The sequence below is a fragment of the Sulfurimonas sp. genome (assembly GCF_029027405.1).
GTDB lineage: Bacteria > Campylobacterota > Campylobacteria > Campylobacterales > Sulfurimonadaceae > Sulfurimonas.
The window spans coordinates 798,317-812,175 of record NZ_CP093396.1 but is presented as its reverse complement, the minus strand read 5'-3'; the positions used below and the strand labels follow the sequence as shown (position 1 = coordinate 812,175).

Genomic DNA, 13,859 nt, shown 5'->3' with positions numbered 1-13,859 from the left:
CTTTGGTATGAAAAGTACTAAAATATACTTTTCACACTAAAACTTATTTTCCGGGTTTCCCCGAAATAAAGTATAGGGGCTTACGCTCCTACACCTACTCTCCAGTCATCTTCTCCAGATGTACTAGCAGTTTCATGTCTCCAAGAAATCTTTCTGTAAGAAAAAGATACTACTTCAAGAGGCATAACTTGAGCCGCTGATGAACTCTCTTGAGATTCCATAGATGCATCCATATTAGTTATTACAGCATCTTCAAGAGTCATACTGTAGTAATGTTCAGGTTTACCTGCATATGAAGTTCTATACCATTTAAGTTCTACTTTCTTTAAAGTCTCACCTTTAGTTAGTGCATTATAAAGAAGTGGTGAGCTTTTATCAATTAGTTTAGTAACAATCAATGGGTTGTGAGTTCTTTGACCTGTTGGTTGACCTGTAGTCGTATTGCGTGGGATGTTGATGTTGTGAGTAAATGCTTTTACTATCGCCTCATCTTCATGACCATTCTGATAAATATTACCTACTGATTCTGGTGTTGTTGCACCTTCTGTTATATTACCTTGTGTGCTACCTTCGATTGACATAAAAACTGGATTATCCATTTGATTTCCTTTTGTAATTTAAATGTTACCATTATTACAAAATAAAACTTAAAAATATGCTTATTTGTTATATTACAATTATCGAAGTTAACTAATAAAGCAAGATTGTTTTTTTGTTGAGCTATATTTAACTCTTTTGCCGTAAATTTCCACTTTATTATTGGTATAGTTGTCCATTGAAGGCATATTTACATCAATAGGAGCTATTCCATCTAAATCAGCTGAATGATGAAGATATCCTTGTCTTAACTCTTTATGTAAATCACCATGCATTTCGAATTTATCTTCTCTTAGCTCTTTATATACTTTATATAAAAAATCATTATTTCTTGAATCAATTTTATATTTAGTTGAGATATCTTCAAAAGGAACTTTTTCTGAATTATCATCTGAGTTCAAAGCTTCCGTGTGCATAAGCTTCAAGCTAACATACTCATACTTATTTGAAATTTTTGGTCTGTATATATATAAATTATCATCTTCAATCAAGTTTTTAATTCTATAAAAACCAGCTTTTTTATTTCGCTTAATTTCTTTTATATCTTCAGCTGCCTCTACAAATAAGTCTGGACTGCTCTTTATCCACTCATACTTTTTATTCCATTTAAGAAGCAATTTTTCATTCTCATCAGCGATATAACGAGGACTCTTTTCTTTATCCATATAACCACCACCAACATCAGCGTGTGCCCCAGGAAGAGCTATCTCTTTCATTTTTGAATCTTCTTGAAACTTTTTAGAAGCACTCTCAGTAATATGTGTCATAGCAAAGTTTTTTCTGTACTCATCTTCAGCTGTGAGATGAACAAGTCTTCCTAATTTAGCCTCTTTAAAATCTAAATTTAAATCTTTATTATCATTTGCTTGACAAATCCCATAATGAGCTACAGTATCGTAAATCCCTATAAAACGAAACGAAACAGAATCTATCTGTAGTTTTCTTGCATATTTTTTGTAATATGGATTATAGTAGTCTACATTTCGTTTATTTCTACCTACACTTTTTGTAACAGTAATTTTTTCAATATCTGTTCGTAGAGGATTAAAGTAGTAACGTCCTTCTACCTTTGTATAAACACCACCTTGCTCTGGATAAAAAGGAGAAAATATATTTTTTGATTCATCACTTGTATTTAGTGTATATTTACGTGTTGTATCAGATGTCTGGACATCATACTCTTTCATTATAGAACTCACAAAGTGTCTTGCTTCTGCCGCTCCACGTGAGAATCCAAAAACATCAAGAACCAATTCATTTACTAAGTTATAATTATTATGACGTAAGTTTTTAGCTATTTTATCGCAGGTATATACTATATGGGCTAATACACCGGTACTTCCAAATGCCAATCCTAAACCTATCTTACTATCTGACTTTAGTTTCCCACTCTCATAAGGGTCTATACAACCATCTCCACTAGCATAGACTTTAAAGCTGTCTTTTATATATTTCCTTGGCTCTGAGTCTTTTAGATTTAAGGGGTCATAAGCTTTGTAATGTTCGAACAAACGTTTGATATTTGTATATCCATTCACAAAACTACTACCCTCCCCTGAGGGAAGAATCTCATCATATACATACTCTTTTACTAGAGTCTCTTTATACTCTTGTGTGTCTGCATCTAGTATTATCCCATCTTTAACAGCTTTCTCAGTATCTTTATTTAACTTTCCATCTTTAATATCTATAAGAAAGTCATAGACTTTATCTGAATGATCTGATGCTCTATCTTGAAACCAAGACTTATATTTTGTATCTTCGTTGTTGACTTTGTCTTTTGATGAGTTTTGGAAATAACGGACATTTTCTTGGATTTCATCACGAATTCTATTGATGATTACATCTTTTTGAGGTTTATCTACTTCTCTTATGTATGTTGCTGCATTTTGATATAATTTTTCATTATGTTCATCTTCTTTCTTAATATAATCTACTATTGCTTCAGTATCCAAAACAATTTTAGTTTGCTCACTAAGATACTTATGAAAATCAAGATTAAAGTCTACATTATACATACTGTTTTTAGTTCCATCGAAAAAGACTCCATACTCAACTAGAACCTTTGGCATCAAAGAAACAGAAGCATGTTCACTTAGAACTAGTACATCATAAACATCATCTTTTTTATTGTATATATAAGGGAGTGCTACTAAAGCATAAGCTTCATCTTCTATATTATCAGCATATAAGTATTGATTACAGATTTTAACATCTAGCCTAAGGTATCCAAAATTTGAATGCATATTTTCATCATTTTTTAACACAGAAGCTTCATCAAAAAAACCAAAGCCTTTTAGAAGACTTTTTAACTTATTAGCATCTTTAGACGGTGTACTTTGACGAATTATCCATTTATTTTTAAACTTTGAGGGATAAGTTCTAAACTCAGATATTTTTGTTTTATCTAAAGTAAAAGCAGGTTCATCTTTTGCATTTACACACTCTTGTAAAAGTGGGAGGTATCTGTCTTTTATCTCATTAATTCTATCTTCATTACTTTTTGCTTTATCATTTAGAAACGCATCGCCTAACTCATCTCGTCCAACTACTAAAAAAGCCCATCTTGTTCTAGCATTCTGCGCGGCAGCGACTCCACTATTATTATAAAAAAACCGTACAACATGCATAAACTCTGTATCATGATAATAGACATTTGATGAACCTCTTTTAATTTCTGACATTATTTTTGTGCCTTTAGTTTTTTTAGTTGTTTTTTTGCACGTTTGCTACCAAGTTTAGAAGCTTTTTTATACCAATAAATTGCTTTTTCTTTGTCTTTTAAATCTCTTTGATAAATATTTCCAAGATTATTAGCTGCTTTCATACTTCCTAGTTTAGCACTTCTTTTATACCATTTTATTGCATTTTTATAATCTTTTTTATCATGATAATCATATCCGCGTCTAAACCCAGCAAAGCCACACCCTATGGCATCTGCTTTATCTAGCCATTCCATAGATTTGTTTTCATCATTTAATTTTTCATAAACTATGACTAGATTTTCGGTTCCTTTGCAATCTTTCATTTCATAAGCTTTTGTGTACCATTTAATAGCTTTTTCTTTATCTTTAAAGTCGTTTGAATAAATATATCCAAGTAAACTAGCCCCTCTTGCATTTCCATTCTCAATAGTTTTCAAACAATACTCTTTACATTTTTCAAAATCATTGTATTCATTGATATATATTTGAGCCATTCCCCAATATCCTCGACCATCACCAAGTTTACCAAGCTCTTCTAAGGCACTTAATGCCCCTTTTAAGTCGCCTTTCTTTCTAAGCATATGACCATATCCAAAATAAGCATCTTTATTATTAAGTGCCATTGCCCTTTTATACCATATTTGAGATTTATCATATTTAGCCATATTATCATACAGCACTGCTAGATTATAAATAGACTTATACTCACCTAACTCTGCCCCTTCTTTATAATAATCAATTGCATCATCAAGTCCATTTTCTATATAGGCTTCATGAAGACTTCCTAAAAGGTAGTAAGATTCTTTGGAAGCTTTTTTAGCACCTTTTAGGTACTCTTTCTTTGCTTTTTGAAAGTCCTCTTTATCTAGGTAGAGATTCCCAAGATAGTTATATGCTTCAACATTACCTTTTTTTATCCACTCTTGATAATAAGCAATAGCTTCATCTTCTTTAAGTAGCTCTTTTTCTAAGATTGAACCTACTCTAAATACTGAATCTTTATAATTTTTATCTGCTGCTTTTTTAAACCATTTTACTGCAAGGTCATACTCTTTTTTCTGCTCTTCATAAATTCCACCAAGATAGTACATAGCTTTTGCATCATCTTGAAGAGTTACTTGTTTGTAAAGATTAATAGCTTCATCAAATCTATTTTTAGTAACAAGGTAACCTGCTAAGAAGTTTATATCTTCTACAGATTTACTATTATTAACTTCTTTTTTTAAACACTCTATATATTTATTTGTAGTTTCTAACTTATCTGTACATATTGAAACATCAGCATTTAATGCTGTTAGTAAAAATAACGTTATTAATAAAAATCTATTCATTACTTTTTTCTTCTCCATTTATCTCTTCTTCACTATCTGCAAAATTGGCATGTGCAACGGCAACATTCATTTGAGTTGTTTCTATATATGCTGTTATTTTAGGGTCTAGTTTTTCACCCTTATAGGTATGAGTCATTGTCCCTTTTACATTTGACGCAGGAACATCTTTACCTTCTACTGTCCATCTTGTTTCTGCTTTTTCTTCTTCAGTAATCTCATCAACATTATATATTGCTTGAGCTTCAAACTCTTTATTGTCATTGTTCGTAATATTAACGAGAATATCTTCTACCTCAAGATAACGCTTAAGTTCAGTAACTTCATATCCCTCTTCAACTGCATCAACTACAAATGCATGAGCATGTCCGTGTTTATAGACATTCTCTTTTTCTAGTGTAACAGACATTTTTAAACCTTTGCTGTTAATGGTATCGTCTGTTGGGTTATCTGTTAATATATCTTTATTCTCTTGGTCATTGTTTTTAATGAAGTACCAGTTGATTTGTGCCTCTTGTGTTGTTGTAAGTTCTGTTGTTTCACTCCATGCACCATCTTCAAACTTTTCTACACTTGCTGTGTATGTTAATACTTGGGTAATCTCATCTTGTTTAGTAATGCTTGCTTCAACTTTTGTAACTTTGAGTTTATTATAAAGTGGTTTTTCTATTTTAGCAATAGTAATGTTACTCGCTGTTACTCCTGCATTTCCTGAGTTAGTATCAACTTTTGATGCTTTTAGATGAATCCCTCCTCCGTCTACCGTTAGAACACTTCCCCCACACTTTAGGCTTATTCCATCACTTGCTTCTATTTCTACAGTTTCAGCTTCTTGTTTAATTGTTTTTGCGTTTAAATGGTAAGAACTTGTTATTTCAATCCCAAGTTCTGCTTCTATTTGTAAAAATAGATTTGCTAAGTATTTTTCTTTTTGGTCTTTTTCTATATAGTGAGTTACTTGACCTTTTATCCTTTGGATAAGATCTTGTTCTATGATTGTTTTTTGATTATTATTGATGATGGTGTTAGCATCTTTAAGTATATGTATCTCTTGGTCTTCTTTGATTGTTAGTATTTGCTCTTTTTCTATTGTCTTTATCTCATTACCTAGTATATTTACTTTCTTATCATTTCCTATTGTTTGGGTTGAATCGTTTTGGACAGAGAGTTCTAGGTCATTATCTATGATTATTTTTTTATTGTTTGCTATATGTGTATTACTATTGTTTAGTACATTTAGTTCATAATCATTCTGTGCTCTTAGGCTTAGTAACTCTTCTCCTTGTTTATCTTCAAAGAGTAGTTCATTGTATCCCTCTTTATCTTCGTATTGGGGTGTTGTTTGGGTTTTTATAAATGACTTTGTTTTTTCTTTTGGCAGGTTAAATGGATGTCGGTTCTCTCCATTGTGCAAAGCTCCCGTTATTATTGGTCTATCTATATCTCCATTTATAAAGCTTACTATTACTTCAGAGTTAACTCTAGGTAAGAACTGTACGCCGTAGCCATCTCCACTATAAATATTTGAGAGTGGTACATAAGCAGAGGTAGGTCTCTTTTCATCAAAGTGAAATATTACTTTTATCTCTCCTCTTTCGTTTACATCTATTTCATTTGCAAACTTTTGAGTATCTTTATCTGTATTTGAAACTATTGCTGTTTGTATAGAGTGGATTCGTGGTTTAGAAGTAATTACTTGGGGTCTATATATAACATCACTTGGGATTGCTATGAACTCTACACTGTACTGTGCTTGTTGTTCATCATCTGCAACTTGAGCATACTCATCTAAGGCATTTGGAAATGTTGCTTTATACTTTACACTTAGAACAATTACTTGAGTATTCTTATGTCCTTTAATATCTTTTAGGTTTAGCACCACTCCATCTTTAACACTTAATTCTTCTGAGTTTCCTAGAACTCTAATACCTTGTGAAAAACCTTGTTCTGCATCTATCTTTGCATAACGAGAGAGGTCTTTATACAGAGACTCATCTAGTTTATCAAGTCTATCACGGAGAGTCTCTTTTTTTATATCTGAGCGTAATTGGGATGTTACTTCATTATCAGCAAAAGTATGACTATGCATTACTTGTCCTGCTTGTATATTGAAGTCTAAGGAAGGCTTTTTATTTTCATAATAGTCTTGTGCTTGTGCTGATGTTGAAAATGTTTTAACTTTATTATATGTACATTCTATGATTTCTGTATTTAGTGGAGCATGTTCGTTTAGTTCACATAGGGTAACTGTGTATGGATTATTTGAAGATGCATCTATTAGAAGGATGTAACCTTCTTCTTCACACAACATTTTAATAAATTCAAAATCACTTTGTTTATACTGTGTACAAGTATGACGCTTAGGTATAGTTTGAGTATCTATTTTTACATCAAGTTGAATATTTAGTAGTACTGAATATTTTGCAATGATAGATGAAATGATATCAGGTACATTCATCTCTTGATAAACTTCATATCTTTGGTTAAGTGAAAGATAGTGTAGAGGGGATACTATTTTTATTTGGTAAAGCTTTTTTCTTGCTACACTTCCATTCTCTTTAGCTTCAATGATTTTTCCATATATCTTTTTAGAGTTTAGTGGGCTTGTTTCATCTCTTAAGTGTAGTTGCGTTTCTGTATCTACTATATCCTCTACATTTATCTCTTCATCACTTATAAAGGTAAGTTTATATTCGTACCCAGTTAAGATTGAACTTTTACCTTCTAGTTCATATACGCTATAGGAGTCTCTTCCTTGTATAATAGTATCTGCTTGATTATATTCAGATAGTTTTAGTTGGGCTGAGATTCGTTGGTGGATTTTACTGTTCATGGGAGATGCTAGTTGTGACATTTTCTACCTTTTAAAGATACTTAATAAAGTATAGGGGCTTACGCACCTACACCTACTATGGTAAACTTTAGAGCTTAGATTTACTAAACATAATGTACATCACGCTTTCCATACAAGATATTTTCATCTCCGCTGTTTGGATGGTGGGCGATACCTGAAGTTGAAGAGTGGTGTAAAAACTGTGACTTAAACTTCTTTAAATACGCATCATCCAAGTCAAGTACCTTAGCCTTCTCTAATTCTTTCATATTTTTGTATGTTAATTTTCCAAGATTTTTCATAGGAACAAGTTTCTTTGCTTTTTCAAACATATATTCAAATGGTATTTGAGCATACTCTGCATCAATGGATTTTCTATACATGTAGATATAATATGTAGTATCATCTTCCATGTTTTCATCTCCCTCATTTTCCCATTTATCAATATAAAACCCATCTGCAATTTTTTTACTGTCAATATCTTTTAAAAACTCTTTTTTATTATTTATAAATTCAAATTTTGCATCTTTAACCCAAGAATATAATTTATTCCATTTCTTTAGTTTAGAAATGACCTTTTTATCAAAAGAAGGGTCTATATCATGGAAAAATTGTGTCGGAAGGTTACGAAGTTCATCATTATCATCGCCATACCCACCACCAACATCAGAGTGTGCTCCAAAAAACTCTTTCTCTTCAAAGTGCTTTGGTAGTTGCTCACTACTAGATGTTTTAATAGAAAAAAGGTCAAAGTTATATCTGTACTCTTGTTGAGCAGTTAAATGAACTACTCTTGAGACCTTTTTATGATGTAGTTTTAAATCTAAATCTTCAGCATCATTTTTTTGGATGAGTCCATAATGAGGAACCGTATCAAAAATACCTACAAAACGAAAAATAATTCTGTCAATGATAATCTGGTCTTTTTCATCATTTCCCTCTTTAATCAAATAGGGATAGAGATTTTCACCATTTTTACTAAGTTCATATTCTATATAAGTTTTACCTTTTTTATCTGTTACTTCTCTCTCAAACACGGTATCTAATTCTTTTGAAATTGAACCCACAAAATGTCTAGCTTCTGCTGCTCCACGAGAAAATCCAAAAACATCTAAAACTAAAGTATCAATATATCCTGTACTAAACCCTTTTAACTCTCTTCTTAAGTCTTTACAAGCCTGTTCAACCTTAGTAACAACGCCTGTTGAAAACATTGCAAGAGCTGAACCACGGAACACTTCATCTTCCTCTTTTTTACCAGTTTTTCTACTGTCATAAGTTCCAGCACCAGTAATGTAGAGCTTTTTTCTGTAACATTTGTAAAGATGCTGTTCTTTATGACTTGAATTATTTACTTGTGTGTTATACAAATCATACAGTTTAACAACATTAGTGTCATCCCCTGTATAACTAGAATCTTTTCCACTTGGTAGAAGCTCATCAACAATAAACTCATCTACCTCTTTTGAATCTTCATCACGAAAATAATCATATATCTTATCAGCATCGTAAGAGACTTTGTCTTGCCACATTCCAAAAAACCAGCTTCCACCATCATACTTTTTTTCGGATATTGAAATGTGACCGTAGGAACCTATGTTTTCTTTTAGGTCTTTGAAGATTAGAGGTAAGACTTTTGATTTTGGAATATCTTTCCTCATTATTAGTTGTTCCCAACTTTCATCTGGATATACCCCTGAATCTATATTCACTATTTTCTCATTAATAAATTGTTCATAATCCAAACGCATCTGTGTATTAAACTTATTATTATTGGTTCCATCAAAAAACAGACCACACTCAAAGCGGATTTTTGGAAGAAGAGCTATGATAGGGTTTTGTGCTTTTATAAGCTCTAACTTATCATCTTCACCTTTGTAACCATAAGCCCACGCTACTACTGCAAAAGCGTGATGTTTATAAGAACCTTCTGTTTTACCTTTTTCTTTTTGAATAAGTTTATGACACTCTTTTGTAGAAAAAGGAAGAACCATTCTTGTTCTCATTGCACCTTTTTCTTTATGGACAGCATCTAAGGTCTTTGCTTGTGCATTCATATGATAAACTTTTAGTAACCCTTCTAAAGAGGTGCTAGAACATGCAACGGAGTGAACTAAGTTAATATGTTTCCCACTTTTAACAACCATCTGCTGTTTTATCTTACTTCGTTCACTCACTGCGTTTTCATCAATAGCAGATTTAACTAAGGGGGCATACTTACTTTTAATGGCATCTAGAAGAGACTCGTTATCTTTGTTAGCTTTTCGTAACTCTTGACTCTCTTTATATCCAACAAGCAAATAAGCCCATCGGATTTTTTCATTAAAAGAAGCACATTGAGCGTTTGAGTTTGTACTCGCTTCATTTCCTGTTAAAGCTTGGGCAATTAATATCATAGCATCTTCGTTAAAGGCTACGGCTCCTAAGGCTCGTTTCTCTTTTTTTGCCATTAAAGTAATCCTTTTTTTATTAAGTATTTTATAGCTTTTTGGTTGCCCATAGATGCGGCTTTTTTATACCACTTAATATATTTTTGATTATCCTTATATATATAATGATATAAGACACCAAGATTTAACGCAGCTATAGAATCACCTCTTTTTACTAGTTTTTCATATAGAATTCTTGCTTTATCGTATTCCTTATACCTGCTATAATTCTGTGCAAGAACACCAATATCAGAGATTTTTCCACTTTCAGCCTCTTTTTGATAGCACTCTAAAGCCCTAACCTTATCTTTAATTATTTCTTTATACATCAAACAGACCATTTTATTTTCATCTGCTTTCCTAAACCACATCTCAGCTGTTTTATAATCGCCTTTATTTCCATACTCTAAACCAATATTATGCATAGCATTTGTACTTCCAAATTCAGCCGCTTGATGGTAATATTTATTTTCCATCTCTTTATTATTCATATAGTTTTTAGTATAAGCATCTGCTATCATTGTAAACCAATCAGCCTTTTGTTCAGGAAACTCTTTAATTAATTCTTTTAAAATCTCTTCTCTTTTTGTATACTCTTTAACCCTAAAATAAAAGTTAGCTAAAAACTGTTTATTCCAATAAACATCTTCATCTTTTTTTATAGCTTTTTCATATATCTCTATGGTGTTACTTTTACCATAAACATTTTCCATCGTTTCATTAAGATGTTGCATGGCATCATCATAATCTTGCATGGCAGATTTTTTATACCATTTAAGAGCTTCTTTTTTATCATCAAGAGCTTCATCATAAATACCACCTAGAAAAAAAGCAGCTTTAGCATTACCTTTTTCTGCTGACTTTTTATACCAAGAGATAGACTTATCATATTCTTTATCTATTGCGTAAAATGATGCTAAGAAGTTTATATCTTCAATACTGTCTGTTTTTTTTGCTTCTTTTACTAAACATTTCACAAAACTACTTTTACCATCTCCTACTTGACAATTTCCAAGCTTTGCTTGGAGTACGCTAGTTATTACTAAAAATGCTAATATATACTTAAGAATCATTATTTGAAACTTCCTTTTCATCCTTAATGTCGCCTGTTGTTTTCTCTTCACTTTCAACATCATTACTCAAAGTAATAATAGCTGCATTTTCAGGATTTCCTTCGATATAAGCTTTAAAGAGAATATCTCTAACTTTCTCTTCTTTTAAATCGTGTGTTATCTCTGTTTTTCCATTTAGCTCTGATTTCTCTTTTCCGTTAATGTTCCAACGAATTTTTGCTTTTTCATCTTCTTTAATATCTTCAACATTTAATGTTGCTTCACATTCTACTGAACCATCTTTTATTTTTCCTACATGATAAATATTTTCTACTTCAAGATAACGCATAAGTTCAGTAACTTCATATCCCTCTTCAACTGCATCAACTACAAATGCATGAGCATGTCCGTGTTTATAGATATTCTCTTTTTCGAGTGTAACAGACATTTTTAAACCTTTGATGTTAATGGTATCGTCTGTTGGGTTGTCTGTTAATATATCTTTATTCTCTTGGTCATTATTTTTAATGAAGTACCAGTTGATTTGTGCCTCTTGTGTTGTTGTAAGTTCTGTTGTTTCACTCCATGCACCATCTTCAAACTTTTCTACACTAGCTGTATATGTTAATACTTGGGTAATCTCATCTTGTTTAGTAATGCTTGCTTCAACTTTTGTAACTCTGAGTTTATTATAAAGTGGTTTTTCTATTTTAGCAATAGCAATGTTACTCGCTGTTACTCCTGCATTTCCTGAGTTAGTATCAACTTTTGATGCTTTTAGATGAATCCCTCCTCCATCTACAGTTAGAACACTTCCCCCACACTTTAGGCTTATTCCATCACTTGCTTCTAGTTCTACAGTTTCAGCTTCTTGTTTAATTGTTTTTGCGTTTAAATGGTAAGAACTTGTTATTTCAATCCCAAGTTCTGCTTCTATTTGTAAAAATAGATTTGCTAAGTATTTCTCTTTTTGATCTTTTTCTATATAGTGAGTTACTTGACCTTTTATCCTTTGGATAAGATCTTGTTCTATGATTGTTTTTTGATTATTATTGATGATGGTGTTAGCATCTTTAAGTATATGTATCTCTTGGTCTTCTTTGATTGTTAGTATTTGCTCTTTTTCTATTGTCTTTATCTCATTACCTAGTATATTTACTTTCTTATCATTTCCTATTGTTTGGGTTGAATCGTTTTGGACAGTGAGTTCTAGGTCATTATCTATGATTGTCTTTTTATTGTTTGCTATATGTGTATTACTATTGTTTAGTACATTTAGTTCATAATCATTCTGTGCTCTTAGGCTTAGTAACTCTTCTCCTTGTTTATCTTCAAAGAGTAGTTCATTATATCCCTCTTTATCTTCATATTGGGGTGTTGTTTGGGTTTTTATAAATGACTTTGTTTTTTCTTTTGGCAGGTTAAATGGATGTCGGTTTTCTCCATTGTGCAAGGCTCCCGTTATTATTGGTCTATCTATATCTCCATTTATAAAGCTTACTATTACTTCAGAGTTAACTCTAGGTAAGAACTGTACGCCGTAGCCATCTCCACTATAAATATTTGAGAGTGGTACATAAGCAGAGGTAGGTCTCTTTTCATCAAAGTGAAATATTACTTTTATCTCTCCTCTTTCGTTTACATCTATTTCATTTGCAAACTTTTGAGTATCTTTATCTGTATTTGAAACTATTGCTGTTTGTATAGAGTGGATTCGTGGTTTGGAAGTAATTACTTGGGGTCTATATATAACATCACTTGGGATTGCTATGAACTCTACACTGTACTGTGCTTGTTGTTCATCATCTGCAACTTGAGCATACTCATCTAAGGCATTTGGAAATGTTGCTTTATACTTTACACTTAGAACAATTACTTGAGTATTTTTATGTCCTTTAATATCTTTTAGGTTTAGAACTACTCCATCTTTAACACTTAATTCTTCTGAGTTTCCTAGGACTCTAATACCTTGTGAAAAACCTTGCTCTGCATCTATCTTTGCATAACGAGAGAGGTCTTTATACAGAGACTCATCTAGTTTATCAAGTCTATCACGGAGAGTCTCTTTTTTTATATCTGAGCGTAATTGGGATGTTACTTCATTATCAGCAAAAGTATGACTATGCATTACTTGTCCTGCTTGTATATTGAAGTCTAAAGAAGGCTTTTTATTTTCATAATAGTCTTGTGCTTGTGCTGATGTTGAAAATGTTTTAACTTTATTATATGTACATTCTATGATTTCTGTATTTAGTGGAGCATGTTCGTTTAGTTCACATAGGGTAACTGTGTATGGATTATTTGAAGATGCATCTATTAGAAGGATGTAACCTTCTTCTTCACACAACATTTTAATAAATTCAAAATCACTTTGTTTATACTGTGTACAAGTATGACGCTTTGGTATAGTTTGAGTATCTATTTTTACATCAAGTTGAATATTTAGTAGTACTGAATATTTTGCAATGATAGATGAAATGATATCAGGTACATTCATCTCTTGATATACTTCATATCTTTGGTTAAGTGAAAGATAGTGTAGAGGGGATACTATTTTTATTTGGTAAAGCTTTTTTCTTGCTACACTTCCATTCTCTTTAGCTTCAATGATTTTTCCATATATCTTTTTAGAGTTTAGTGGGCTTGTTTCATCTCTTAAGTGTAGTTCTGTCTCTGTATCTACTATATCCTCTACATTTATCTCTTCATCACTTATGAAGGTAAGTTTATATTCGTATCCAGTTAAGATTGAACTTTTACCTTCTAGTTCATATACGCTATAGGAGTCTCTTCCTTGCATCATAGTATCTGCTTGATTATATTCAGATAGTTTTAGTTGGGCTGTTATGGTTTTATGGAGTTTGGTTTTTTGCTTTAGAGTGTTATTTAAGTAAATTAGTTTAGACATATTTTAG

Annotated in this window: 7 protein-coding genes; all 7 read right to left on the bottom strand. The window is 31.8% G+C overall.

The window, feature by feature from the left end:
- Positions 1-80 precede the first annotated feature (80 nt).
- A complete protein-coding gene (locus MOV42_RS03915; RefSeq protein WP_324172468.1) occupies positions 81-599 on the bottom strand; it encodes an Hcp family type VI secretion system effector in 519 nt (172 codons plus the stop codon).
- A gap of 87 nt (positions 600-686) precedes the next feature.
- Positions 687-3,281 (bottom strand): phospholipase effector Tle1 domain-containing protein, encoded by a 2,595-nt coding sequence (locus tag MOV42_RS03910; RefSeq protein WP_324172492.1) that lies wholly within the window; start codon positions 3,279-3,281, stop codon positions 687-689.
- On the bottom strand, positions 3,281-4,633 hold the full coding sequence (locus tag MOV42_RS03905; protein ID WP_324172491.1) for a tetratricopeptide repeat protein: 1,353 nt from the start codon (positions 4,631-4,633) through the stop codon (positions 3,281-3,283). The genes MOV42_RS03910 and MOV42_RS03905 overlap by 1 nt, the downstream gene beginning before the upstream one ends.
- Positions 4,626-7,484, bottom strand: a complete 2,859-nt coding sequence (locus tag MOV42_RS03900) for a type VI secretion system Vgr family protein (protein ID WP_324172490.1) — start codon at positions 7,482-7,484, stop codon at positions 4,626-4,628. Before MOV42_RS03900 ends, MOV42_RS03905 begins: the two co-directional genes overlap by 8 nt.
- 83 nt (positions 7,485-7,567) lie before the next feature.
- Positions 7,568-9,913 carry a phospholipase effector Tle1 domain-containing protein gene (locus MOV42_RS03895; protein ID WP_324172489.1) on the bottom strand — a complete coding sequence of 782 codons (2,346 nt, stop codon included), beginning with the start codon at positions 9,911-9,913 and terminating at the stop codon, positions 7,568-7,570.
- Entirely contained in the window at positions 9,913-10,965 is a 1,053-nt protein-coding gene (locus MOV42_RS03890; protein ID WP_324172488.1) for a hypothetical protein, read from the bottom strand. The genes MOV42_RS03895 and MOV42_RS03890 overlap by 1 nt, the downstream gene beginning before the upstream one ends.
- The gene (locus MOV42_RS03885; protein WP_324172487.1) at positions 10,955-13,852 is read right to left on the bottom strand and encodes a type VI secretion system Vgr family protein; all 2,898 of its coding nucleotides are present in this window, start codon (positions 13,850-13,852) and stop codon (positions 10,955-10,957) included. The genes MOV42_RS03890 and MOV42_RS03885 overlap by 11 nt, the downstream gene beginning before the upstream one ends.
- Positions 13,853-13,859: the final 7 nt, after the last annotated feature.